This window comes from Methylocella sp. CPCC 101449 (genome assembly GCF_031921685.1).
Classification (GTDB): domain Bacteria; phylum Pseudomonadota; class Alphaproteobacteria; order Rhizobiales; family Beijerinckiaceae; genus Terripilifer.
In genome coordinates this window covers 1530034-1554830 of the sequence record NZ_JAPDHU010000001.1, presented here as the reverse complement: position 1 = coordinate 1554830, position 24797 = coordinate 1530034, and the positions used below count along the sequence as shown (strand labels likewise).

24 protein-coding genes, 1 tRNA gene and 1 pseudogene are annotated in these 24797 nt (G+C 62.5%); 10 read left to right on the top strand and 16 right to left on the bottom strand.

The window, feature by feature from the left end:
• Nucleotides 1–8 precede the first annotated feature (8 nt).
• Nucleotides 9–263 (bottom strand): DUF2171 domain-containing protein, encoded by a 255-nt coding sequence (locus tag OIM99_RS07160; RefSeq protein ID WP_311849639.1) that lies wholly within the window; start codon nucleotides 261–263, stop codon nucleotides 9–11.
• 190 nt (nucleotides 264–453) lie between these two features.
• On the opposite strand from OIM99_RS07160, the gene OIM99_RS07155 reads away from it, so the two are divergent.
• From OIM99_RS07155 to OIM99_RS07135, 5 genes are all read left to right on the top strand, one after another.
• Complete coding sequence (locus tag OIM99_RS07155; protein WP_311849638.1) at nucleotides 454–816, top strand: hypothetical protein; 363 nt, start codon at nucleotides 454–456, stop codon at nucleotides 814–816.
• 141 nt (nucleotides 817–957) lie between these two features.
• Entirely contained in the window at nucleotides 958–3438 is a 2481-nt protein-coding gene (locus tag OIM99_RS07150; protein WP_311849637.1) for a TonB-dependent receptor domain-containing protein, read from the top strand.
• 30 nt (nucleotides 3439–3468) lie between these two features.
• Complete coding sequence (gene exbB / locus OIM99_RS07145) at nucleotides 3469–4275, top strand: tonB-system energizer ExbB (RefSeq protein WP_311849636.1); 807 nt, start codon at nucleotides 3469–3471, stop codon at nucleotides 4273–4275.
• Nucleotides 4276–4280: 5 nt separating this feature from the next.
• A complete protein-coding gene (gene exbD, locus OIM99_RS07140; RefSeq protein ID WP_311849635.1) occupies nucleotides 4281–4715 on the top strand; it encodes a TonB system transport protein ExbD in 435 nt (144 codons plus the stop codon).
• Nucleotides 4712–5473: an energy transducer TonB gene (locus tag OIM99_RS07135; RefSeq protein ID WP_311849634.1), complete on the top strand. Its 762-nt coding sequence runs from the start codon at nucleotides 4712–4714 to the stop codon at nucleotides 5471–5473. The genes exbD and OIM99_RS07135 overlap by 4 nt, the downstream gene beginning before the upstream one ends.
• A 50-nt stretch (nucleotides 5474–5523) precedes the next feature.
• On the opposite strand, the gene OIM99_RS07130 is transcribed toward OIM99_RS07135, so the two are convergent.
• Nucleotides 5524–5599 (bottom strand) — tRNA-Ala (locus OIM99_RS07130).
• Nucleotides 5600–5827: 228 nt separating this feature from the next.
• On the opposite strand from OIM99_RS07130, the gene OIM99_RS07125 reads away from it, so the two are divergent.
• Both OIM99_RS07125 and OIM99_RS07120 read left to right on the top strand, forming a co-directional pair.
• Entirely contained in the window at nucleotides 5828–6124 is a 297-nt protein-coding gene (locus tag OIM99_RS07125) for a YggT family protein (RefSeq protein ID WP_311849633.1), read from the top strand.
• A 12-nt stretch (nucleotides 6125–6136) separates the two neighbouring features.
• The gene (locus OIM99_RS07120; RefSeq protein WP_311849632.1) at nucleotides 6137–6460 is read left to right on the top strand and encodes a DUF167 family protein; all 324 of its coding nucleotides are present in this window, start codon (nucleotides 6137–6139) and stop codon (nucleotides 6458–6460) included.
• A gap of 3 nt (nucleotides 6461–6463) precedes the next feature.
• Here OIM99_RS07120 and grxD read toward each other — a convergent pair whose 3' ends face one another.
• The 6 genes from grxD to purC all read right to left on the bottom strand — a co-directional run bounded on the left by grxD (nucleotide 6464) and on the right by purC (nucleotide 11194).
• On the bottom strand, nucleotides 6464–6805 hold the full coding sequence (gene grxD / locus OIM99_RS07115) for a Grx4 family monothiol glutaredoxin (RefSeq protein ID WP_311849631.1): 342 nt from the start codon (nucleotides 6803–6805) through the stop codon (nucleotides 6464–6466).
• An 87-nt stretch (nucleotides 6806–6892) separates the two neighbouring features.
• Nucleotides 6893–7126 carry a BolA family protein gene (locus tag OIM99_RS07110; RefSeq protein ID WP_311849630.1) on the bottom strand — a complete coding sequence of 78 codons (234 nt, stop codon included), beginning with the start codon at nucleotides 7124–7126 and terminating at the stop codon, nucleotides 6893–6895.
• A gap of 18 nt (nucleotides 7127–7144) precedes the next feature.
• Entirely contained in the window at nucleotides 7145–9358 is a 2214-nt protein-coding gene (gene purL / locus OIM99_RS07105; RefSeq protein ID WP_409371482.1) for a phosphoribosylformylglycinamidine synthase subunit PurL, read from the bottom strand.
• A gap of 48 nt (nucleotides 9359–9406) precedes the next feature.
• Nucleotides 9407–10105 (bottom strand): phosphoribosylformylglycinamidine synthase subunit PurQ, encoded by a 699-nt coding sequence (gene purQ, locus OIM99_RS07100; protein ID WP_311849628.1) that lies wholly within the window; start codon nucleotides 10103–10105, stop codon nucleotides 9407–9409.
• 9 nt (nucleotides 10106–10114) lie between these two features.
• The gene (gene purS, locus OIM99_RS07095) at nucleotides 10115–10354 is read right to left on the bottom strand and encodes a phosphoribosylformylglycinamidine synthase subunit PurS (RefSeq protein WP_311849627.1); all 240 of its coding nucleotides are present in this window, start codon (nucleotides 10352–10354) and stop codon (nucleotides 10115–10117) included.
• 75 nt (nucleotides 10355–10429) lie between these two features.
• A complete protein-coding gene (purC, locus tag OIM99_RS07090) occupies nucleotides 10430–11194 on the bottom strand; it encodes a phosphoribosylaminoimidazolesuccinocarboxamide synthase (protein WP_311849626.1) in 765 nt (254 codons plus the stop codon).
• 332 nt (nucleotides 11195–11526) lie between these two features.
• Between purC and OIM99_RS07085 the strand changes: the two genes are divergently transcribed.
• Nucleotides 11527–11850 (top strand): DUF1476 domain-containing protein, encoded by a 324-nt coding sequence (locus OIM99_RS07085; RefSeq protein ID WP_311849625.1) that lies wholly within the window; start codon nucleotides 11527–11529, stop codon nucleotides 11848–11850.
• 99 nt (nucleotides 11851–11949) lie between these two features.
• Nucleotides 11950–12933, top strand: a complete 984-nt coding sequence (locus OIM99_RS07080; RefSeq protein ID WP_311849624.1) for a tyrosine recombinase XerC — start codon at nucleotides 11950–11952, stop codon at nucleotides 12931–12933.
• A gap of 106 nt (nucleotides 12934–13039) precedes the next feature.
• Here the strand turns inward: OIM99_RS07080 and OIM99_RS07075 are convergent, their stop codons facing one another.
• A complete protein-coding gene (locus OIM99_RS07075) occupies nucleotides 13040–13633 on the bottom strand; it encodes a hypothetical protein (RefSeq protein ID WP_311849623.1) in 594 nt (197 codons plus the stop codon).
• A gap of 83 nt (nucleotides 13634–13716) precedes the next feature.
• Between OIM99_RS07075 and OIM99_RS07070 the strand changes: the two genes are divergently transcribed.
• Nucleotides 13717–14289 (top strand): DUF4337 domain-containing protein, encoded by a 573-nt coding sequence (locus tag OIM99_RS07070; RefSeq protein ID WP_311849622.1) that lies wholly within the window; start codon nucleotides 13717–13719, stop codon nucleotides 14287–14289.
• A gap of 170 nt (nucleotides 14290–14459) precedes the next feature.
• Here the strand turns inward: OIM99_RS07070 and lpdA are convergent, their stop codons facing one another.
• From lpdA to mdh, 7 genes and pseudogenes are all read right to left on the bottom strand, one after another.
• Nucleotides 14460–15866 (bottom strand): dihydrolipoyl dehydrogenase, encoded by a 1407-nt coding sequence (gene lpdA, locus OIM99_RS07065; RefSeq protein WP_311849621.1) that lies wholly within the window; start codon nucleotides 15864–15866, stop codon nucleotides 14460–14462.
• A gap of 470 nt (nucleotides 15867–16336) precedes the next feature.
• Nucleotides 16337–17092, bottom strand: a pseudogene (locus OIM99_RS27835) (DUF4241 domain-containing protein); the annotation flags it as partial.
• 6 nt (nucleotides 17093–17098) lie between these two features.
• Nucleotides 17099–18328 carry a 2-oxoglutarate dehydrogenase complex dihydrolipoyllysine-residue succinyltransferase gene (gene odhB, locus OIM99_RS07055; protein ID WP_311849619.1) on the bottom strand — a complete coding sequence of 410 codons (1230 nt, stop codon included), beginning with the start codon at nucleotides 18326–18328 and terminating at the stop codon, nucleotides 17099–17101.
• A 74-nt stretch (nucleotides 18329–18402) separates the two neighbouring features.
• Nucleotides 18403–21366: a 2-oxoglutarate dehydrogenase E1 component gene (locus OIM99_RS07050; RefSeq protein ID WP_311849618.1), complete on the bottom strand. Its 2964-nt coding sequence runs from the start codon at nucleotides 21364–21366 to the stop codon at nucleotides 18403–18405.
• A 74-nt stretch (nucleotides 21367–21440) separates the two neighbouring features.
• Nucleotides 21441–22325 (bottom strand): succinate--CoA ligase subunit alpha, encoded by an 885-nt coding sequence (gene sucD, locus OIM99_RS07045; protein ID WP_311849617.1) that lies wholly within the window; start codon nucleotides 22323–22325, stop codon nucleotides 21441–21443.
• 9 nt (nucleotides 22326–22334) lie between these two features.
• Nucleotides 22335–23534: an ADP-forming succinate--CoA ligase subunit beta gene (gene sucC, locus OIM99_RS07040; RefSeq protein ID WP_311849616.1), complete on the bottom strand. Its 1200-nt coding sequence runs from the start codon at nucleotides 23532–23534 to the stop codon at nucleotides 22335–22337.
• Nucleotides 23535–23620: 86 nt separating this feature from the next.
• Entirely contained in the window at nucleotides 23621–24583 is a 963-nt protein-coding gene (gene mdh / locus OIM99_RS07035; RefSeq protein WP_311849615.1) for a malate dehydrogenase, read from the bottom strand.
• Between the last annotated feature and the right edge of the window lie 214 nt (nucleotides 24584–24797).

Genomic DNA, 24797 nt, shown 5'->3' with positions numbered 1-24797 from the left:
GCTTGGCGTCACAGCTTGACCGGACGACCGGAGGATTCTTCTTCGAGCGTGACGGCGATATCCGCATTCGCCGAGAGGCGCACCTTGTTGCCTTCGACACCGGCCACAAAACCCATTTCGATATAATGCGCATGGCCTTCATGACGGCCGAAGCTGTCGCTCTTCTTGAGCTTGATGCGCTGACCGGCGACACTATCGACCGTTCCGACATGAACGCCATCGGCGCCGATGATTTCCATATCCTTCTTCACCTTGTCATTCATATCGCTCTCTCCTCTGCTGAACGCGTTGATCCGATCAGAGTCCGTTGCAACACCCAAGGGAACGCATGATAGGGGCCGATCGATGACATCCGTCCACCCCTCGTTTGATCAAACTTCGCCACATTGACCGGTTAGCCCAGTCGGATAGGATCGCGGCGTCATTCTGACGGGACCGCAAACTCGGCTTCAGATGCGCTGGATCAGGCACCATATTCAGCAGGCGGGTTGGCTTGCGTTGATCGCTCTGGCGATCAACCTGGGCCTGTCGTTCGGCCACGTGCACGAGATCCAAGGCAGAGCGGCTTATGGCGTTGAAAACGCGTCATTTCTCTCTGCTCCGTCCTCGAACGATGGATTGCCCTCAGGTCAGGCGGACGATCTCTGTCCGATCTGCATGGCGATGTCGGAGATGGCCAATGCCATCACCGCGCCGCCGCCGCTCCTGTCGGTCGAATTCTCCGTCGCATCAATCGACTATGCCATCACGTCCACGACGGACGTTCAACGTGCGCACCGCAGCGTCTTTCAATCGCGCGGACCGCCGATCACCTGACTGACATCGCCGTCTCGATTGCCGAAGCGAAGTGTCGCGAGACATATCGCCATACGATCGATTGAAGGCCGTCCATCGATGCGAGTGAAGGCGCTTTAGGCGCCAACGACTTGCCGTGAACATTCCGGTCAGGACATTCTTATGCACCGTATTGGCTCTCTGCGCGTGAAGCGCGACCTTCTGCTATCCGTCTCATCCATCATTTGGCTCGCGGCGTCGGGCTTTTCTTCTTTCGCGCAAGACGAAGGCGCCGCGCCGGCACAAGCCGCCCCCAGTCCCGCGCCACAAGCCGCGCCCTCGGAGCCAGCACCGCCCCCTGCGCCCCCATCTCAACCCAGTCAGGTCCAGCCCAATCCGCAGCCCACCCCGCCGCAGAACACGGTTCCATCCGAGGAGCCGCAGCCGGCGGCCGAAGAGAAGCCCGCGACGGACGGCAACGTCCTGCCCGAGACGCGTATCGCGGCGCCGGCGGAACGGCGCCGGCCGCGCAGAGCCCCGGCAACGCGCATTGTGGCCAGACGATCTTCCACGACCGCGCAGGTGCGCACGCCGGTGGATCAGGACCTGCTGTCCACCAACGAACGGCCAGTGACGCCGACACCCACTCAAGCGCAGGTGGTGGCGCAACGACACGAGGTCTTCAACACGGCACTGCGCAACATCTATACGCCGGTCGGCACCAATCCTTACCGGCTCACCCAAGAGAATATCGACATCCTGCCGCAGGGCGCCAACACCAGTCTCGATCGCGTGTTGTTGCAGGCACCCGGCGTCTCGCAGGATTCGGCCGCCAGCGGCGATCTGCATGTGCGCAACGAACACGCCAATGTGCAGTATCGCATCAACGGCGTCATGCTGCCCGACAGCGTCGCCGCCTTCGGGCAGATTCTCGACAGCAATATCATCGTCAATCTGTCGCTGATCACCGGCGCTCTACCGGCGCAATACGGTCTGCGCACCGCCGGCGTCGTCGATATCACGACCAAACAGAACGCCTTCGACAATTCCGGATCGGTCGGCATCTACGGCGGCAGCCGTGGCACCATCTCGCCAAGCGCCGAATATGGCGGCACCGTCGGCAACACTCAGTATTACGTGTCCGGCCGCTATTTCGGCAGCGACATCGGTCTAGAGAATCCAACGCGCGGCACGTCGGCAATCCACGACCACACCGACCAGGGCAAGGGCTTCGCCTATATATCGACGGTGATCGATCCGACCCTGCGGCTCACCTACATGGGCGGCGTCTCCAACAGCCAGTATCAAATTCCGAACAATCCAGGACAGCCGCCGCAGTTTTCACCCTTCGGCCTTTCAAATTTCAACTCGGCGCAATTGAACGAGACGCAGCGCGAGTTCAACCAGTTCAATGTCCTGGCCCTGCAATATTCCAACAACGGGCTCGACGTGCAGGCGGCTTATTTCAACCGCACCAGCGTCCTGCATTTCCAGCCGGATGTGCTGGGCGATCTGGCTTTCAATGGCGTGGCGTCGGACGTCTCTCGCCGCAGCGTCGTCAACGGCATTCAGACCGATCTGTCCTACAAATGGGCCGATGCGCATACCTTGCGCGCCGGCTTCACCGTCAGCGTCGAACAGACCTCGGTCAAGAATGCCTCGACCGCTCTCCTGCTCGACGATCAAGGGCAGCCGACCAGCATGCCGATCAATATTTTCGATTCCAGTTCGAAGACCGGCACTCTGTTCGGCGCCTATCTGCAGGACGAATGGAAGATCAACGACAAGTTGACCTTGAATGCCGGGCTGCGCTTCGATCAGATGTCGCAATATGTGAACGCCAATCAGCTCAGCCCGCGCGTCAGCCTGACCTATACGCCGGTCGAGGGAACCGTCTTTCACGCCGGCTATGCCCGCTATTTCACGCCGCCGCAGCAGGTTCTCGCCGCGCCGACCAATCTCGCTCTGGCGCTAAATACAACGCAACAGCCGGAGATCGGCCTCAACAGCCCGGTTCTGCCGGAACGATCGCACTATTTCGACATCGGCGTCACTCATCGCGTTCTGCCGGGCTTCGAGATTGGCGTCGACGCCTATTACAAGATCGCCCGCGATCTCCTCGACGACGGGCAATTCGGCGCCGCCTACATCCTTACCGCCTTCAACTATGCGCGCGGCGAAAATGTCGGTGTCGAACTGAGTGCGAAATACACCAACGGCAATTTCAGCGCCTACAGCAATATCGCGGTTGCGCGGCAGGTCGCCACCAACATCGTCTCCAATCAATTCTTGTTCGGCGCCGACGAACTCTCCTATATCGCCGGCCACTACGTTTACACCGATCATGCGCAGTTCGTCTCGGGCTCGGCAGGTGCCTCCTATTTATGGAACGGCACGCGTTTCTCGCTCGACCTGATCTACGGCAGCGGCCTGCGCAGCGGCTTCGCCAATACCGGCACCCTGCCCTGGTACTCGCAAGTCAATCTCGGCATTTCGCACGATTTCAAATGGCTCAGCGACGCCAAGCCGGCGACGTTGCGGTTCAACGTCGTGAACCTGTTCGACACCGTCTACCAGATCAGGGACGGGTCGGGCATCGGCGTCTTTGCGCCGCAATACGGACCGCGCCGCGGATTCTTCGTCAGCCTGACGCAAAAATTTTGATCGGACGATCGCGTGAAGAAGAGAAACAGCATGACACATATCGATCTGACATGGCGCCGTGGCGCCCGCTGGTGCGCAACGATTCCCATTCCGCTGCTCGCCCTCGCCCTTCTGCCGGGGCCCGCGCTGGCACAGGCATCGTCGAGCCTACTGCCGAAGGACCTATCGCCTTGGGGCATGTTCATGAGTGCCGACATCGTCGTGAAGGCGGTGATGATCGGCTTGGCTTTCGCCTCTTTGGTGACCTGGACCGTCTGGCTGGCCAAGACCATCGAACTGGCGGCCGCGACCCGGATCGCGCAGCGGCGTCTTCGTTCGCTGGAAGAGAGTGGCGGTCTGGCCGAAGCCTGGCGCGCCAGCGGCGACGCGCCAGATGCGGTGGCCCAGTTGATCCGTTCGGCGGCACAGGAGATCGATTTGTCGAAAGGCCTCCTGGACGATGACTTCAAGGAACGCGTCGCCTTGCGGCTGGAGAGAGTGGAAGCCGCCAGCGGGCGACGCATTTCCAGCGGCACTGGCATCTTGGCCACGATCGGCGCCACGGCACCGTTCGTCGGCCTGTTCGGCACGGTTTGGGGCATCATGAATGCCTTCATCGGCATTTCCGAAGCCCACACCACCAATCTCGCCGTCGTCGCGCCCGGCATTGCCGAAGCGCTGTTGACGACCGCCATCGGCCTCCTGGCCGCCATTCCCGCCGTGGTGATCTACAATCATCTGGCCCGCGTGATCACCGGCTATCGCGCGCGCCTGACCGACGCCTCGGCGCAACTCCTGCTGATCATCAGCAGAAGCTATCTGAATAAATCCTCGGTCTCGGCGCGAGCGGCGGAGTAACGAACATGGCCGTACGCCTTGGCTCCCGCACGAGCGGCGACGATCTGGAAATCCAGCACGAGATCAATGTGACGCCCTTCATCGACGTCATCCTCGTCCTGCTGATTATTTTCATGGTGGCCGCGCCGCTCGCCACCGTCGATGTCGGCGTCAATCTGCCGGCGAGCACAGCGCCGGAACAGCCGCGTCCGGACAAGCCGGTGTTCGTCACGATTAAGCCGGATCTCACCGTGCTTGTCGGCGAAACGGTGGTGTCGCGCGACGCGCTCGGCAGCCAGCTCGATGCGGTAACCGACAGCCACAAGGACGAAACGATTTTCATCCGTGCCGACAAGACGCTCGACTACGGAAGCTTGATGGAGGTGATGAACAGTTTGCGCGACGCCGGCTATCTCAAGCTGGCACTCGTCGGACTCGAAGGATCGGCGGCCAAACCATGACCTCTCAAGCCATGACGCCTTTCGCGTTGCATGAAGCACCACCGCGGGCGGTGACGCGATGGATCGTGGCGGCGGCGGCGGTCGTGCTGACGCATGCCGCAATCGTCGCCGCGCTCGTGGCCTATTCCCTGCACGCGCCAAGCCCGCCCAATATCATACCGGCGATCGCGGTCTCCTTGGCACCCGTCGAAGCGAGTTCGCCAACGATCCAGGATCAGGACGTGGCCGTCGGCCCGGCCATGCAGCAGGCCGATGCCGTTCCGCAGGAACCGCCGAAGGTGGAGGACAAGCCGGTCGAACAGCAGGTTCAAACGCCGCCGCAACAGGCCGAGGTCGCGCTGCCGCGCGAGGAGCCGAAGGAGACTGAAAAGCCACAAGAGACCCCTCAGGTCCCCGTGCCGGAAACCCGCGCGCCGCCAAAGACGGAGCGTATCGGCCAGTTCACCGAAGCCAGTTCGAACGCCTACAACGCTTTGGTCTTCGGTCACCTGCAACGGTTCAAACGTTATCCGCAGGAGGCGCACGGGGCATTTGGAACGGCGGTCGTCCGGTTCGTGCTCAACCGCAATGGCGACGTGCTCGACAGCGCGGTGACGAAATCCTCGGGCAATGCCGCGCTCGATCATGAAGCCCTGGAGATCCTGCGCCGCTCCAGCCCCTTTCCGCCCTTTCCAGCCGCCAAGCCCGGCGCCCGCGACACCTATATCGCGCCGGTGAATTTCGCCCGGCCGCAACCATCAGCCCCGAAAGGGCGATGAGTGCCTGAGAAAATCGAAGGTGAGCGCTTCGCGTCAGAAATGGGATGGATTGGTGGAGCTGAGGGGATTCGAACCCCTGACCTCTGCAGTGCGATTGCAGCGCTCTCCCATCTGAGCTACAGCCCCGGATCTGTGATCCAGCGCGCGTGGTTTACGGCCCGGCCGGCACACTGTCAACGTAAGACTGACGCCATTCGCGCCAGATCGTGAACTCGCCACAATCCGGCCAAATCGCCCCGCCCGGCGCCCAAAGCCCCTGTTCACGTCCTGGGCTGAACCTCCACCCAAGCCATTCCCCAATGGGAAAAAATGCTCTAAACCGGCGCCAGTGATCCTCTTGCTGCCGGTGGACGCATGCGTGCGATTCTGGACGTTATCCTGCTTGTCCTCGATCTCTATACGTGGGTGATCGTCATTTCGGCGGTCCTGTCCTGGCTGATCGCCTTCAATGTGATTAACTATCGCAATGATTTCGTTCGCGCGATCTGGTCGGCCCTAACCGCGGTCACCGAGCCCTTGCTGCGGCCGATCCGCAATATCCTGCCCAATATGGGTGCTGTCGACCTGTCGCCGGTCGTTCTCCTGCTGCTGATCTTCCTGCTGCAGCGGATCATCGCCTACTACATCTATCCCTCATTCATCGGCATGTAGTTGGGCAAGTAGTTGGCCGCCCGGCCCTGGACGCTGCGTAACGGCGAAGTGTGGCTGTCGGTGCGGTTGACGCCCAAAGCGGCGAGCGACGGCATCGATGGGGCCACGACACTGAGCGACGGCTCCAGCGTGGCGAAAATCCGCGTCCGCGCGGTTCCCGAAGATGGCAAAGCCAATGACGCGCTGATTCGGCTGGTGGCGCAGGCGCTCGATCTGCCGCGCTCGACGGTCAGGCTGCAAAACGGCGCGACCGCGCGCACCAAGGTGCTCGCGGTCTCAGGCGATGTCCAAGAAATCGATGGAAAGCTGACGGCCCTTTTCGACCGTCAAACTTGAACGTCAGGAATTGGCGGTCTCGGAGACCGGCACGCCATTGTCCTTGAAATGGGCGGCGAGTTCGCCGGCCTGGAACATTTCGCGGATGATGTCGCAACCGCCGACGAATTCGCCCTTCACATAGAGCTGCGGAATCGTCGGCCAGTTGGAGAATTCCTTGATGCCCTGGCGGACGGCTTCGTCGTCGAGCACGTTGACGCTGTTGAAGGGCACGCCAAGGTAATCGAGAATCTGCACAACCTGGCTGGAGAAGCCGCACATCGGGAACTGCGGCGTGCCTTTCATGAACAGCACGACGTCGTTGTTGGCGACTACCTGGGCAATCTGTTCCTGCACATTGGCCATGGCCAAATCCTTTCAAGACGGAGGTCAAGGCTCCGCTGTCATCTGCCTATATAGACGCTCCGCCGGCCCCCTGCCAGGGCCAGCCCTTTATTCCGGAGCGCTGGTCTGGAGGGCCAGAGCATGGAGTACCCCGCCCATCTGGCCCTTCAGGGCCGCATAGACGATCTGGTGCTGCTGCACCCGGCTCTTGCCCTTGAAAGCGGCCGAAACCACCGTGGCGGCATAATGGTCGCCATCCCCGGCCAAATCCTTGATTTCGACCTGGGCATCCGGCAGCGCCTCCCGGATGAGCCGTTCGATCTCGCTCGCCTGCATGGCCATGATTTTATCCTTCCCGTCTCAGGCTTCGGCCTTAGCGACATAATCGGGCAGCCAGGCCTCATGCGCCCGTCCCATCGCCCGCACTGAAATCGGCGCGGCGCCCGGCAGGGCCAGCATATTGCCCTCGGTGCGGCCGATGACCGCGAAGGGCACGCCGGCGGCGCGCAAATCCGCTTCCACGTCTTCCAGGTCCGGCGTCTGGCAGGCCAGGAGATAGCGGCCCTGATCCTCGCCGAACAGCCAGCCGGTGAGCGACACGCCCTGCGCCGGATCGGCGATCGTGGCGCCGATGCCATAGGGCATGGTCATCTCAGCCAGGCCGAGCGCCAGGCCGCCATCGGAGAGATCGTGGCAGGCGGCGACAAGACCCTTGCCGATCAAGGCGCGCACCGCATCGCCATTGCGCCGCTCGGCGGCGAGATCCACCGGCGGTGGCGCGCCCTCGGCGCGGCCGCAGACATCTCTGAGATAGATCGACTGGCCGAGCCAGCCCTTGGTTTCGCCGATCAGCAGAATGGTTTCGCCGATCGAGCGGAAGCCGATGCCGACCGTCTTGGTGACATCGGCGACGACGCCGACACCGCCGATGGAAGGCGTCGGCAGAATGCCGCGTCCCTGCGTCTCGTTGTAGAGCGAGACATTGCCCGAGACGATCGGGAAGTCGAGCGCCCGCGCCGCTTCGCCGATGCCGCGCACGCAATGCACGAACTGGCCCATGATCTCGGGCCGTTCCGGATTGCCGAAGTTGAGATTGTCGGTCAGCGCGCGGGGCAGCGCGCCGGTGGCGGTGAGATTGCGCCACGCTTCCGCCACCGCCTGCTTGCCGCCTTCGAACGGATCGGCCTCGCAATAGCGCTGCGTCACGTCGGTGCAGAGCGCCAGGCCCTTCGGCCCGTCGCCGAGACGGATCACCGCCGCATCGCCGCCCGGCTGCTGCACGGTGTTGCCGAGAATGAGGTGATCGTATTGTTCCCACACCCAGCGCTTCGAACACTGGTCGGGCGAAGCCACCAGTTTCAGCAGCGCTTGATCGTGCGGCAACGGCGCATTGACCTTGTCCGCATCGATCACAGGCTGCTTGGGCGTTTCCACATGCGGCCGGTCATAAAGCGGCGCCTGATCGCCCAATTCCTTGATCGGCAGATCGGCCTTCACTTCGCCCTGGTGCTTGATGACGAAGCGCAAGGTGTCGGTGGTCTTGCCGATCACCGCGAAGTCGAGACCCCATTTGCGGAAGATGGCTTCCGCTTCTTCTTCCTTGGCGGGATCGAGCACCATGAGCATGCGCTCCTGGCTCTCCGACAGCATCATCTCATAAGCGGTCATGCCCTCTTCGCGGCACGGCACTTTATCGAGATCGAGCTCGATGCCGAGATCGCCCTTGGCGCCCATCTCGACCGCCGATGATGTAAGACCCGCCGCGCCCATGTCCTGAATGGCGATGACGCAGCCCTTGGCCATGATTTCGAGCGTCGCTTCGAGCAGCAGCTTTTCCGAGAACGGATCGCCGACCTGCACGGTGGGGCGCTTCTCGTCGCTCTTGTCGTCGAATTCGGCCGAGGCCATCGTCGCGCCGTGGATGCCGTCGCGCCCGGTTTTGGAGCCGAGATAGACGATCGGCCGGCCGACGCCCGTCGCCTTGGCGTAGAAAATCTCATTCGCCTTGGCGATACCGACCGCCATGGCGTTGACGAGAATATTGCCGTCGTAGCGCGTGTCGAAATTCACCGAACCGCCGACTGTCGGCACGCCGAAGGAATTGCCATAGCCGCCGATACCGGCGACGACGCCTTCCAGCAGATGGCGCGTTTTCGGATGATCGGGCGAGCCGAAGCGCAGCAGATTCAAACAGGCCACGGGCCGCGCGCCCATGGTGAAGACATCGCGCAGAATGCCGCCGACGCCCGTCGCCGCGCCCTGATAGGGCTCGATGAACGAGGGATGGTTGTGGCTTTCCATCTTGAAGATACAGGCATCGCCATCGCCGATGTCGATGACGCCGGCGTTTTCGCCGGGGCCCTGAATCACCCACGGCGCCTTCGTCGGCAGCGAGCGCAGATGCAGGCGCGACGATTTGTAGGAACAATGTTCGTTCCACATCGCCGAGAAAATACCGAGTTCGGTGATGCTAGGCGTGCGCCCGATCAGCGCCAGAATGCGCTCATATTCGTCGGGCTTCAGCCCGTGTTCAGCGACAAGAGCCGGTGTGATTTCAGGTTCGTTACGATGCACTGGTTCCATCCGATTGCGGACCGCGCGTGAAGAAAACGGCAGCACGCCTCATGCGGCGCGCGCGCCGAACGCGCCAAGACTTTCAAACATGCCGCGGCCGTCGATGCCGCCGATCAGGGAATCGATCAGATTTTCCGGATGCGGCATCATGCCGAGCACGTTGAGCTTCTCCGAATAAATGCCGGCGATGTCGTTCATCGAACCGTTCGGATTGCCCTTGCCGCCGAAATGGCCGGCCGCGTCGCAATAACGGAAAGCCACACGGCCCTCGCCTTCGAGCGTCTGGATCGTGGCGCTGTCGGCAACGTAGTTACCTTCGCCGTGGGCGATGCAGACCTTGATGATCTGATGGTGGCTATAGGCATTGGTATAGGCCGTATCGTGGCGCTCGACGCGCAGATACTGTTCCTTGCAGATGAACTTCAAATCGCGGTTGCGCATCAGTACGCCCGGCAGAAGGCCGCTCTCGCACAGGATCTGGAAGCCGTTGCAGATGCCCAGCACCAGGCCGCCGCGCGCCGCATGAGCCCGCACCGCGTCCATGATGTTGGCGCGCCCGGCGATGGCCCCGCAGCGCAGATAATCGCCATAGCTGAACCCACCCGGCACGACGACAAGATCGGTGCCTTGGGGCAGGTCATGTTCGGCATGCCAGACGATGGTCGGCTTGACGCCCGACTGCGCCAGCGCGCGCGCCACATCGTTCTCGCGATTGATGCCAGGAAATAGGAGGACGGCGGCTTTCATGAATAAGCCTCAGAGAATTTCGACGCGATAGTTCTCGACCACCGTATTGGCGAGCAGCTTCTCGCAGGCATTTTTCAACGCCGCTTCGGCGCCGGCCTTGTCGACGGTGCCGAGTTCGATGTCGAACACCTTGCCCTGCCGCACGCTGTCGACACCATCGATGCCGAGCGACCGCAACGCGCCTTCGATGGCCTTGCCCTGCGGATCGAGAACGCCCGTCTTCAACGTGACGGTGACACGCGCTTTCATTCTTTGCTCCAGATCGCGACCTCCGCCGAAAAGGCGAAGGCCGACTTCAGTTCGAATAAGGCGGTTGTAAAACGACTACTCAACCAGTTTCGGGCCCGTGGGACGCGCGGCTTCGTTGTCGTTCATGATGCCGAGGCGACGCGCCACTTCCGTATAGGCTTCGACGAGGCCGCCCATGTCGCGACGGAACCGGTCCTTGTCGAGCTTGTCGGCCGATTTGATGTCCCACAGCCGGCACGAGTCCGGCGAGATTTCATCGGCGACGACGATGCGCATCATGTCGCCTTCCCACAGGCGGCCGGTCTCCATCTTGAAGTCGACGAGACGGATGCCGACGCCCAGGAACAGGCCCGACAGGAAGTCGTTGACGCGGATGGCGAGGCCCATGATGTCGTCGATTTCCTGCGGCGTCGCCCAGCCGAAAGCGGTGATATGCTCTTCCGACACCATCGGGTCGTTGAGCTGATCGTTCTTGTAGTAGAATTCGATGATCGAGCGCGGCAGCTGCGTGCCTTCCTCGATGCCCAGGCGCTGCGACAGCGAGCCGGCGGCGACGTTGCGCACCACCACTTCGAGCGGAATGATCTCGACCTCGCGGATCAACTGCTCGCGCATGTTGAGCCGGCGGATGAAATGGGTCGGCACGCCGATCTCGTTCAGGTGCTGGAACACATATTCCGAGATGCGGTTGTTGAGCACGCCCTTGCCGTCGATCACCTCATGCTTTTTGGCATTGAAGGCGGTCGCGTCATCTTTGAAATGCTGGATCAGCGTGCCCGGTTCTGGTCCTTCGAAAAGAACCTTGGCCTTGCCTTCGTAGATGCGGCGTTTGGATTTCATCGACGTTACCGTGGTTTGAGGACCGGCATCCGTTTGATGGCGTAACGGGCGGTCGTCCGGCTTGCGGACCGCACCAGCCAGACAAATGATTCGGCCCTTCGCTGATCGTTCCGGAGCGGGCTTTCTCCTATCCCGTCCAGCCGGTTCTGACAATCGCCGAAGGCCCGCCAAAACCCTTTCTTGCCCAGCAAATTGCCGCGCCCGGGCCCACGGCTTCGGTACGCCTCAGGAGGATCACCGGCGAACCCGCCACACTTTCAATCGTCACCGTCGGGCCTTATATGGGAACCGCCGATTTGATCCCGCCAACCCCCTGAGAGGACCCGCTAGGCATGAGCACGTTTGACAAGCGCGAGGATGGCTTCGAGAAGAAGTTCGCCCACGATGAGGAGCTTCGCTTTAAGGCCAATGCCCGGCGCAACAAGCTGCTCGGCCTTTGGGCTGCCGAAAAACTCGGCAAAAGTGGTGACGACGCCGAGGCTTATGCCCGGGCGGTAATCGCCGCCGACATCGAGGAAGCGGGCGACGAGGACGTTTTCCGCAAGCTGCGCAAGGATTTCGACGCCGCCGGCGTGGCCCAGTCCGACCACCAGATCCGTCGCACCATGGACGAATTGCTCGCCCAGGCCATCGACCAGATCAAGAACGGCAAATAAGCCCGTTTCGCTGGGTTCCGATCGGATCGGAACCCAGTTTTTGTTGGTTCCGGCTCGGCCCGAAACCGAAAATTAGCCGGCGCCGGCGAGGCTGACGCCATGACCGGCGCCGCCCCAGACACCCCGACCCCTTTTTCGAGCTTCGTCCTGCCGGGCGCCGATGCCGCCTTCGCTGCGGAAGTGCGCCGCTGGCTGACGGCGCTGGCCAGCGAACGGCGCCTGTCGGACCACACGCTGACCGCCTACGGCCGCGATCTCAAACAATTCGTCACCTTCCTGCAGGGCCATTTTGGCGAGCCGGTATCGCTCGCCCTGTTCGCCGCCCTGGCCCCGGCGGATCTGAGAAGTTTTCTGGCCAGCCGTCGCGCGGCCGGGGTCGAAAGCCGCTCCCTGCTGCGGGCGCTGGCCGGCCTGCGCTCCTTCGCCCGTTTCCTGGAAAAGCACGGCAAGGGCTCGGCCTCGGTCCTGGCCCTGGTGCAGACGCCGAAAATCGCCCGCTCCCTGCCCAAGCCCGTATCGCCGGCAGCGGCCCGCGACATGACCCAGACCGAGAGCCGGGCCGGCGATACCAGGGCGCCCTGGATCCTGGCCCGCGACGCCGCCGTCCTGGCCCTGCTCTACGGGTCGGGCCTGCGCATTTCCGAGGCCCTGGCCATCCGCCGCCGCGAGGCGCCCATTGGCGCCATTGACCAGCTCACCGTCACCGGCAAAGGCCGCAAGACCCGTATGACGCCGGTGATTCAGCCGGTCCGCCAAGCGATCGAAGCCTATCTCGAGCTCTGCCCCTATCCTCTGCCGCCGGACGGACCTCTCTTCGTCGGCGCCAAAGGCGGCCCGCTGTCGCCGCGCATCATCCAGCTTTGCGTCGAGCAATTGCGCGGCGCGCTGGGCCTGCCCGAGACGGCGACGCCGCATGCGCTGCGCCATTCCTTCGCCACGCACTTGCTCTCGCGCGGCGGCGATCTCCGATCGATCCAGGAATTGCTCGGCCATGCCTCCCTGTCGACGACGCAAATCTACACGGCCGTCGACACCACCCGCCTGATGGATGCGTGGCGCAATGCGCACCCACGCGCGAGTTGAAAGTTGGATGGCTGCGTCGCTGCGCGTCTCGCAATGACACGCGCCGTCTTGGCGAGCGAGGCGAAGCAATCCAGAGCCACGCGCTTCAAGCTAAAATGATCAGCTTCTAACTGAAGCGACGCCGGATGCGTTGACGCAACCGCACCACCAGCCGATTGAAGCTCGGTCCTTGATTGCGTTCACCGACCAGACGCAACGCCCACTCCCGCTGCGCGCGCATGAAGTCCGCGAGCTGCTGCTTGTAGGGATCGACGAGACGATGCGCCCAATCGCGCCAGCTCATGACGAGAGCATAAAGCCGGCGGAACCAATCCAATGTCATCAGCTTTTCAGACGTCAAATTGTAGAGAAAGGCCGTGACGCCGAGGCCCGTCACCTTGGCGGCGAAGAAGGCGCAACCGCCGAACACCACATGACCTTTGGCGATCAGCCACAGCGCCGCGACCTTGAACGGAAAGATGACGAGGACCGGAATGCAGAACAGACACAGCGCCGCATAGGGCGGCAGCCGTTGGATCTGGCCAGATATCCAGGCCTTGAACCGCTCGAACGGAATGATCCGCGCCAGCCAATCGCCGAGCGCGCGAAAGAGATCCCAGAGCCATGCTTCGAAGAGAAACAGCAGGGCGAGAATGTAGAGCGGGATACGACGAAACTGGCGCATGGCTGATTGCGTCATGAAATTGTGGCGAAGTTGCATCGCGGCCCGACTTGATTGCGCAAAGGGAGCGAGACAGCCTGCCTCGATCAACGATTCGGACTTCGGACTATGGAGACTATGTAATGTCAGGTCATGCACATGCGCCGGAAGGCGGCAATAAAGGGGTGGCGCTGTTGATCGCCATCCTTGCCCTCATGCTGGCCTTCGCGGAAATGGGTGTCAAATACGGCGAACGCGAAGCGGTGGCGCATAATCTGGAAGCCTCCAATCTCTGGTCCTTTTTCCAGGCCAAGACCGTGCGCCGTACGACCGTTCAGGTGGCGGCCGAACAGATGGAAACCCAATTGCCGCTCGCCACCGATCCGACGGTGAAGGCCAATATGGAAAAGCGCATCGCCGATTGGAAGGCGACGGCCGAGCGTTATGAATCGGAACCCTCGACCGGCGAAGGCCGCAAGGAACTCGTCGCGCGCGCCAAACATGCGGAAGAACGGCGCGACCACGAACGCGCCCGCAATGAATTGTTCGAGATCGCTTCGGCTCTGGTGCAGATCGGCATCGTGCTGGCGTCAGCGATGATCATCACCGGCATCGGCGCTCTCGCCTGGGCCGCCGGCGGCCTGGGCGGCGTATCGTTGATCGTGATGCTATTTGCGATGCTGAAGCCGGAAGTGCTGCATCTTGTGCTGCACTAGGATGGGCATCACACCGCAACCTTCGTGTCATCCCGGACACTTGCGCAGCAAGTGATCCGGGAACCAGGGGCGCGCGGTAGCGCGTTCGATCAGCATTCGTCACACGCCCTGGATCCCGGATCGCGCCGTTGGCGCGTCCGGGATGACACCAAGGCGTTACGCACGCCCGATCAAATATGGATCGAGCGCTTCTCGACGCCGAGCGCCGCTTCCTTCACCGATTCCGATATGGTCGGATGCGCATGGCAGGTGCGCGCCAGATCTTCCGACGAACCGCCGAATTCCATCAGCACGGCTGCTTCGGCGATCAGCTCGCCCGCCGCGAAGCCGACGATGTGAACGCCGAGCACTTTGTCGGTCTTGGCATCGGCCAGCACTTTGACGAAGCCGTCGGTGGCGCGCATGGCGCGCGCGCGACCGTTCGCCGACATCGGGAACTTGCCGACATTGTAAGCGATGCCCGCCGCCTTCAGCTCTTCCTCGGTCTTGCCGACAGCGGCGATTTCCGGCGTCGTATAGACGACGCCCGGAATGACGTCGTAGTTCACATGGCCGTGCTGGCCGGCGATGATCTCCGCCGTCGCCATGCCTTCATCCTCGGCCTTATGCGCCAGCATCGGCCCGCGCACCACGTCGCCGATCGCGTATATGCCGGGGACATTGGTCTTGAACTGATTGTCGATGACGACGCGGCCGCGTTCCAGCGCGACGCCGACCGCTTCCAGGCCCAGGCCGTCGGTATAGGGACGACGGCCGGTCGCCACCAACACCACATCGGCATCGAGCTTCACCGCTTCGCCGCCCGCCACCGGCTCGAACGTCACCGACGCGCCGGACTTGCTCTTGGCGATCGCCGTCACCTTCGACGACAGTTTGAAGGTGACACCCTGGCGTTCCTGCAAACGCTGGAACTGCTTGGCGACTTCGCCATCCATGCCCGGCAGGATGCGATCGAGGAATTCGATCACCGTCACTTCGGCGCCAAGCCGCTTCCACACCGAACCCAGTTCAAGGCCGATGACGCCGGCACCGACGATCACCAGCTTGCCCGGCACCTTGGCCAGCGACAGCGCGCCGGTGGAGCTGACGATGGTCTTCTCGTCGAATTCGACGGCGACACCCGGCGGCGTGGCGACATCGGAGCCCGTGGCGATGACGATGTTCTTGGTGTCGAGCGTCTGCACCTTGCCGTCTTCGCCGGTCACATTGACCTTGCCGGCAGCGGCGATCGTGCCCGTGCCGAAGACCACGTCGATCTTGTTCTTCTTCATCAGGAAGGCGACGCCGTTGACGTTGCCCGCCACCGTGTCGTCCTTATGCTTCATGAAGGCAGCCATATCGAGCTTCGGCTTGCCGACGACGACGCCGAGCGCCGGGAAATCATGGCCCGCCTGTTCGAACATTTCCGAAGCATGCAGGATCGCCTTGGAGGGAATGCAGCCGATGTTCAGGCAGGTGCCGCCCAGCGTCTTGCGCTTCTCCACCACGGCGACCTTCATGCCGAGCTGCGCCGCGCGGATGGCGCAGACATAACCGCCAGGGCCGGTGCCGATGACGACGAGATCGTAAGTGCTCATGGTTTTGCTTCCTGCGTTCCAGTTTGGGGTGCGGGTCGATCGTCCGCGAGGGGAATTTTGCCCGCTTCCCAGCGGGCGACAACGTCCAAGAGTTCGCTCGAGACCGGCCCTAAGCCGTTCTCGGCGCGCTTGCGCGCGGTTTCCGGATCGCGCGAGCGCTCGGCCAGCCAGCGCGTGAAGGCGGGATAGGTCTTCTCCGGTAGCCAGTCATAGAGCGTGGCGGGCGCCTCGGGCCTGGCGCCGTAGCGCACCAGCATTTCGAGGATCGCCGGCTTGTCGAGCCGGATCGCCTCGGAGATGAAGTTCTCGCCCTTGGCTTCGATATAGGTGTTGGGACGGATGCGGCCTGCTGCGAGCAAGGCCTGCAACCGCGGCAGATCGTTCTTTTCGAACGCATCATAGGCTTCGCCGCTCGCTTCGCGCTCATCGGGCGACATGGCGGCGATCGTCGCTTCATGCCGCTTGTCATAGTCGCTGCGCCCGTCCGCATTGGTCATGACGCTGAAATCGGTAACGAGCACCAAAGCCTTGCCGTCCGTATCGAGCCCCCAATAGGAGGCATAGAAACCGTCGCCCCAACCGCTCTGAAACACTGCGATGTTGAGCGGACTGTCCGCGAGCGGGCGATGCATGACATAGGTATCGCCATTGGCGGCCAGTTCGTCGGCCAGCACGTCGTCGTAATAATTGCTGTAGTTGCGCGCTTGCGCCTTCTGCTGTGCCTCGCGCTTTTCGATAGCGAGATTCGCGCCCGCATCCATGAAACAGCCGAGCCCGGCATCGACGCCGTAGCCGTAGATTTCATCGGCCTTCAGCGTGGCGAGATCCTGGCCGGGGATGGTCGCCATCTCCCAGCGCACGACCTTGCCTGGCGCGAAGCGCAGGGCTGCCAGCGCGATCCGATATTGCGCCTTGTAAAGCGTCACCGGATAGCGGCCGGGCGGCACCTTGCGCGCGAAGGCCGGCCGCTCCGGCTGCACCAATGGATCGGCGGCCACCACCTGCCCGCTCGGCAATTCCACATCGCCGAGCGCGATCGGCTCGATCTTGCGCGCCTGCAGTTCCGCGGCCGTCATGTCGACGACGACGAGATTGCCGTCGCTGAACGGCTTCTCGTCGGCGGCTTCACTCGCTGTGTTGGAAAACATCATCGCAGCCATCACCATGACGGGCGCCAGACCAAGTCGCAAACCAAGTCGCAAGCGCCGGCCAATCACGGCCGCCATGCCCGATCAGAGATCGAGCACGAGCCGGGCGGGATCTTCCAGGGCTTCCTTGACGCGCACCAGGAAGGTGACGGCTTCCTTGCCGTCGACGATGCGGTGATCGTAGCTCAGCGCCAGATACATCATCGGGCGGATTTCGATCTTGCCGCCGACGACCATCGGACGTTCCTGGATCTTGTGCATGCCGAGAATGCCCGACTGCGGCGCGTTCAGGATCGGCGTCGACATCAACGAACCGTAGATGCCGCCGTTGGTGATGGTGAATGTGCCACCCTGCATTTCGTCGATCTTGAGCTGGCCGTCGCGCGCGCGCTTGCCGAAATCCGAGATCGCCTTTTCAATGCCGGAAATGCTCAGATGATCGGCGTCGCGCACCACAGGCACCACCAGGCCCTTATCGGTGCCCACCGCAATGCCGATGTGATAGTAATTCTTGTAGATCAGATCGGTGCCGTCGATCTCGGCATTGACGGCCGGCACGTCGCGCAGCGCCTGCACGCAAGCCTTGACGAAGAAGCCCATGAAGCCGAGCTTGGCGCCGTTCTTCTTCTCGAAAATATCCTTGTACTTGGCGCGCAGCGCCAGGATTTCCGTCATGTCGACTTCGTTGAACGTCGTCAGCATGGCGGCGGTGTTCTGCGCTTCCTTCAGGCGGCGCGCGATGGTCTGGCGCAGCTTGGTCATGCGCACGCGCTCTTCGCGCGAGGCATCGTCGGCGACGGAAGGCGCGCGCACGGCCACAGGAGCCGGCGCCGGAGCGGCCTTCGGCGCGCTGGCAGCTTCCAGCACATCGCCCTTCAGCACCTGGCCGCGCTTGCCCGAACCCTGAACCGTATCGACATCGACACCTTTATCGGCAGCGACCTTGGCGGCGGCCGGCGACGGCGGCATCTTGCCGTCGGACTTTGTGTCCGTCTTGGCTTCGACCTTGGCTTCCACCTTCGGCGCTTCCTTGGCAGCGGCGGGCTTGGCCGCCGGTGCCGCGACGGCACCCGCGCCACCCGGCGCGATCTGGCCGAGCAGAGCGCCGGGCTCCACGGTCTCGCCGTCCTTGGCGGTGATCTCGGCGAGAACGCCAGCCGCCGGCGCGTTCACTTCCAGGGTGACCTTGTCCGTCTCGAGTTCGAGCAAAGGCTCGTCGGCCTTCACCACGTCACCGGCCTTCTTGAACCACTTGCCGATGGTCGCTTCTGAAACGGATTCGCCGAGAGTAGGAACGCGGATTTCTGTTGTCATCGGTGTTTTCCGCCCGCGGGCGGCCTTTCAAATGATCGTTCGCAAAGCATCGTTCAGACGAAACGGTCGCGGCCTTATTCCGCGAACGCCTCGTCGAGGAAGGACTTGAGCTGCGCCAGGTGTTTCGACATCAGGCCCGTAGCCGTTGCCGCCGAAGCCGGACGTCCAACATAGCGCGGCCGCTTCGAGACGCCGCCGGTCTGCGACAGAACCCATTCGAGATAGGGTTCGACGAAGGCCCAGGCGCCCATGTTCTTGGGCTCTTCCTGACACCAGACGATTTCCGCCTTCGGGAAGCGGCTCAGCTCGTTGACCAGCGCCTTGAGCGGGAACGGATAGAGCTGTTCCGTGCGCAGGAGATAGACGTCATCGACACCGCGCTGCTCGCGATCCTCGTAGAGATCGTAATAGACCTTGCCGGTGCACAGCACGACGCGACGGATCTTGTCGTCCTTGACCAGCTTGATCTTGTCGCCGGCGATCGAGCGCTCGGCATCGTCCCACAGCAGACGGTGGAACGACGAACCGGTCGCCAGGTCCGCCATGGTCGACACGGCGCGCTTGTGGCGCAGCAGCGACTTCGGCGTCATCAGGATCAGCGGCTTGCGGATGTCGCGCTTGAGCTGCCGGCGCAGGATGTGGAAGTAGTTCGCCGGCGTCGAGCAGTTCGCCACCTGCATATTGTCTTCCGCGCACATCTGCAGATAGCGCTCGAGACGGGCGGAGGAATGCTCCGGACCCTGGCCTTCATAGCCATGCGGCAGCAGGCAGACGAGGCCCGACAGACGCAGCCACTTGCGCTCGCCCGACGACACGAACTGGTCGAACACCACCTGCGCGCCGTTGGCGAAGTCGCCGAACTGCGCTTCCCACATGGTGAGCGCGTTCGGCTCGGCCAGCGAGAAGCCATATTCGAAGCCGAGCACCGCTTCTTCCGAGAGGATCGAATTGATCACCTCATAGCGGGCCTGACCGTCGCGGATGCGGTTGAGCAAAACCAGCCGGTCTTCGTTCTCCTGGTCGATGAGCACCGAGTGGCGCTGCGAGAACGTGCCGCGCTCGCAATCCTGGCCGGACAGACGCACCGGATGGCCTTCATCGAGCAGCGAACCGAAGGCCAGGGCCTCGCCCATCGCCCAATCGATATCGGTGCCGGTTTCGACCATCTTGCGGCGGTTCTCGATGAAGCGCTGGATGGTCTTGTGGATGTGGAAGCCTTCCGGGATCGTCGTGATCGCGGTGCCGATGGCCTGCAGCTTCGACAGTTCGACGCCAGTTTCGCCACGGCGCGGATCGTCGGTGATGCCTTCGCCGGCCTTCAGGCCAGCCCAGCGACCATCGAGCCAGTCAGCCTTGTTCGGCTTGTAGCTCTGGCCCGCGTCGAATTCGACATCGAGCTTGGTACGCCATTCGGTCACCGCCGCATCGACTTCCTCGCGGCTGATGACGCCCTCGCCGATCAGCTTGTCGGCATAGAGTTCCTGGATCGGCTGATGATTGCGGATGTTGCGATACATCAGCGGCTGGGTGAAGCCCGGCTCGTCGCCTTCGTTGTGACCGAAGCGGCGATAGCAGAACATGTCGAGGACGACCGGCTTGTGGAACTTCTGCCGGAACTCGATCGCCACCTTCGCGGCGAACACTACCGCTTCCGGATCGTCGCCGTTGATGTGGAAGATCGGCGCTTCGATCATCTTCGCCACATCTGAAGGATAGGGCGAGGAGCGCGAATAGCGCGGATAGGTGGTGAAGCCGATCTGGTTGTTGACGATGAAGTGGATCGAACCGCCGGTGCGATGACCCTTCACGCCCGACAGCGCGAAACATTCCGCGACCACGCCCTGGCCAGCGAAAGCCGCGTCGCCGTGGATGAGCAGCGGCAGCACCTTGTTGCGCTCGGTGACGTCGCCGAGCTGATCCTGCTTGGCGCGCACCTTGCCGAGCACGACCGGATCGACGATTTCCAGATGCGACGGGTTGGCGGTGAGCGACAGATGCACCTTGTTGTTGTCGAACTCGCGGTCCGACGAGGCGCCGAGGTGATACTTGACGTCGCCCGAACCTTCCACTTCATCCGGCGCGAAGGAGCCGCCCTTGAACTCGTGGAAGATGGCGCGGGTCGGCTTGTGCATCACATTGGCGAGCACGTTGAGACGGCCGCGATGCGGCATGCCGAGCACGATGTCGCGCAGGCCGAGCGCGCCGCCGCGCTTGATGATCTGTTCCAGCGCCGGAACCATCGCTTCGCCGCCATCGAGGCCGAAGCGCTTGGTGCCGCGGAAGCGCAGGTCGCAGAACTTCTCGAAGCCTTCCGCCTCGATCAGCTTCTGCAGAATGGCGCGCTTGCCCTCGGCGGTGAAGGTGATTTCCTTATCCGGACCTTCGATGCGTTCCTGAATCCAGGCCTTCTCGGCGGGATCCGAGATATGCATGAATTCGAAGCCGATCGTGCCGCAATAGGTGCGCTTCAGGATCGCCAGCATTTCGCGAATGGTAGCGAATTCCAGGCCCAGCACATTGTCGATGAAGATCGGGCGATCCCAATCGGCTTCGGTGAAGCCGTAGTTGGAGGGATGCAATTCCTCATCGTCCTTGACCACTTGCAGGCCGAGCGGATCGAGATTGGCGTGCAGATGGCCGCGCATGCGATAGGCGCGGATCATCATCAGAGCGCGGACGCTGTCGCGCGTCGCACGCAAGGTGTCGCCTTCGCTGGTCGGCGCGCCCTTGGCGGCCGCCTTCGCGACAATCTTGTCGCCGATCGCCTTTTCGACCTGCACCCAATTGCCGTCGAGGGCTGAGACCAGTTCGCCATTGGCGGGAATCGGCCAGTTCGGCTTCTTCCACGACGCGCCCCGCGCGTTCTCGGCAATATCCTCCGCGTCATCGCCAAGACCGGCGAAGAAGTCGCGCCACTCGGCGTCGACGCTCGACGGATCCTTGCGATACTTGTCGTAGAGGCTCTCGATGTAGCTCGCGTTGGCACCATCAAGAAACGATGTCCTGCTCAGTGCAGCGTTTGAATCCTGACGAGACATGGCCGTTTTCCTCGCAGCGTTTGTCGCCGTTTATGTCAACCGAAAGGGCCGGGCTTGCGGCCCGGCCTTGAAACTCAACCCTTCAACAACTCGGCCAGCGTATGACCAAGCCTGGCGGGCGACGGCGAGACCTTGATGCCCGCGGCTTCCATCGCCGCGATCTTGTCTTCCGCCCCACCTTTACCGCCCGAAATAATGGCGCCAGCATGACCCATGCGACGTCCCGGAGGCGCCGTGCGGCCGGCGATGAAGCCGACCATCGGCTTCTTGCGCCCGCGCTTGGCTTCGTCCTTGAGGAACTGCGCCGCGTCTTCTTCCGCCGAGCCGCCGATTTCGCCGATCATGACGATGGATTTCGTCGCCTCGTCGGCGAGGAACATTTCCAGCATGTCGATGAATTCGGTGCCCTTGATCGGGTCGCCGCCGATGCCGACCGCCGTGGTCTGGCCGAGGCCTTCCTGGGTGGTCTGGAACACCGCTTCATATGTAAGCGTGCCCGAGCGCGAAACAATGCCCACCGAGCCGGGCTTGAAGATGTTGGCCGGCATGATGCCGATCTTCGATTCGCCGGCGGTGACGATGCCCGGGCAGTTCGGGCCGATCAGCCGCGACTTGGAACCCGACAGCGAGCGCTTGACGCGCATCATGTCGAGCACCGGCACGCCTTCGGTGATGCAGACGATCAGCGGGATTTCCGCATCGATCGCTTCGCAGATGGCATCAGCCGCGCCCGGCGGCGGCACATAGACCACGCTCGCATCGGCGCCGGTTTCCTTGGCCGCTTCCGCCACGGTGTCAAACACCGGCAGGTTGAGATGGCGCGAGCCACCCTTGCCCGGCGAAACGCCGCCGACGACCTTGGTGCCATAGGCCAGCGCCTGTTCCGAATGGAACGTACCGTTCTTGCCGGTGAAGCCCTGGGTGATGACGCGGGTATTTTTATTGATCAGAATGGACATCGGGGCTCCTTACGCGGCGGCCTTGACGGCGTTCACGATTTTCTGCGCCGCATCGTCGAGATCGTCGGCCGGAATGACATTGAGGCCGCTCTCACGGATGATGCGCTTGCCCTCTTCCACATTGGTGCCTTCGAGGCGAACCACCAGCGGCACTTGCAGGCCGACGGTCTTCACCGCCGCCAGCACGCCGCGCGCGATCACGTCGCACTTCATGATGCCGCCGAAGATGTTGACCAGGATGCCCTTCACGTTCGGGTCAGCCGTGATGATCTGGAACGCCGCCGTCACCTTCTCTTCGCTGGCGCCACCGCCGACGTCGAGGAAGTTGGCCGGCTCCATGCCGTAGAGCTTGATGATGTCGAGCGTCGCCATGGCGAGGCCGGCGCCGTTGACCATGCAGCCGATGTTACCGTCGAGCGCGATATAGGCGAGATCGTGCTTGGAGGCTTCGATCTCCTTGGCATCCTCTTCGGTCTCGTCGCGCAGGGCGACGATTTCGGGGTGCTTGTAGAGCGCGTTGCTGTCGAAGGAGACCTTGGCGTCGAGCGCCTTGAGCTGACCCTGCTTGGTGACGATCAGCGGATTGATCTCGAGCATCTCCATGTCCTTGGCGACAAAAGCCGCATAGAGCTGCGCGACGATCTTGCCTGCCTGCTTGGCGAGATCGCCGTCCAGGCCCAGCGCATCGGCGACCGTGCGGCCGTGATGCGGCATGATGCCGGTGGCCGGATCGACGGAGAAGGAGACGATCTTTTCCGGCGTGTCATGCGCGACGGTTTCGATGTCCATGCCGCCTTCGGTCGACACGACGAAGGAGATGCGGCTGGTGGAGCGATCGACGAGCGCCGAGAGATAGAATTCCTTCTCGATGTCGGAGCCGTCTTCAATGTAGAGGCGGTTGACCTGCTTGCCGGCCGGGCCGGTCTGCACGGTGACGAGCGTGTTGCCGAGCATCTGCTGGGCGAAGGTCTTCACTTCGTCGATCGACTTGGCGAGGCGCACGCCGCCCTTGTCGCCGGCCGCCGCTTCCTTGAACTTGCCCTTGCCGCGACCGCCCGCATGGATCTGCGACTTGACGACCCACAACGGTCCGCCCAGTTCCTTGGCCGCCGCTTCCGCGTCGCTGGCCTTGAGAATGGCGACACCTTTCGAAACCGGCACGCCGAATTCCTTCAGCACTGCCTTGGCCTGATACTCGTGAATGTTCATGCAAACCCCCGGATGCCGCTATGGCGATCGGCTTCAGTTCAAACCGTCACGAACCATGGCAGCGGTTCGTGACGGATCGATTGTGATCAGGCGAAAGCCGGATTGATGGTCTTGCAGGCTTCAACCAGCGTCTGCACCGACTTCACCGACGTCGCGAACATTTCTTTTTCGGCCGCATCGAGCGAGATCTCGACGATCTTCTCGACGCCGTTCTTGCCGATCACCACCGGCACGCCGACATACATATCCTTCACGCCATACTGGCCGGTGAGGTAAGCGGCGCAGGGCAGCACGCGGCGCTTGTCGCGCAGATAGCTTTCGGCCATCGAGATCGCCGAGGAAGCCGGCGCATAGAAAGCCGAACCGGTCTTGAGCAGGTTGACGATTTCGCCGCCGCCGCCGCGGGTGCGCTTGACGATGGCGTCGAGCTTTTCCTGCGTCGTCCAGCCCATCTTGATGAGATCGGGCAACGGAATGCCGGCAACCGTTGAGTAGCGCACCGACGGCACCATGTCGTCGCCATGGCCACCGAGCACGAAGGCGGTGACGTCTTCGACGGAGACGTTGAACTCTTCAGCGAGGAAGTAGCGGAAGCGCGCCGAGTCGAGCACACCAGCCATGCCGACGACCTTGTTTGCGGGCAGACCACAGGCCTTCTGCAAAGCCCACACCATCGCGTCGAGCGGATTGGTGATGCAGATGACGAAAGCGTTCGGCGCATATTGCTTGATGCCCGCGCCCACCGAGTCCATCACCTTGAGGTTGATGCCGAGCAGATCGTCACGGCTCATGCCGGGCTTACGCGGCACGCCGGCAGTGACGATGATGACGTCAGCGTCCTTGATGGCGGAATAGTCGTTCGCGCCGGTCATCTTGGCGTCGAAACCTTCGACCGGGGACGCTTCGGCGAGATCGAGCGCCTTGCCCTGCGGCGTGCCTTCCATGATGTCGAAGAGAACGACATCCCCCAATTCTTTAATGCCGGCGAGGAGGGCGAGCGTGCCACCAATTTGTCCCGCTCCGATCAATGCAATCTTATTTCGCGCCATAGGTTGACGTCCTTCGCAGTTGAATCTCGGGCCTCTGTTCGGGCCGGCGGCGCGTCTTTGACTCTTTCTGGCGATCCAGGCAAGCCAAACCCGCCAATTCAATTGCATGGAAGCCGAGCGAGGAGCGCGGGACAGCTTCGGTAAGGCGCGCTATTCGCCCGTCAATTCATGTTCTTAGGACAATTTTCCCGGTCCCTCCCGAACACGGAAAATT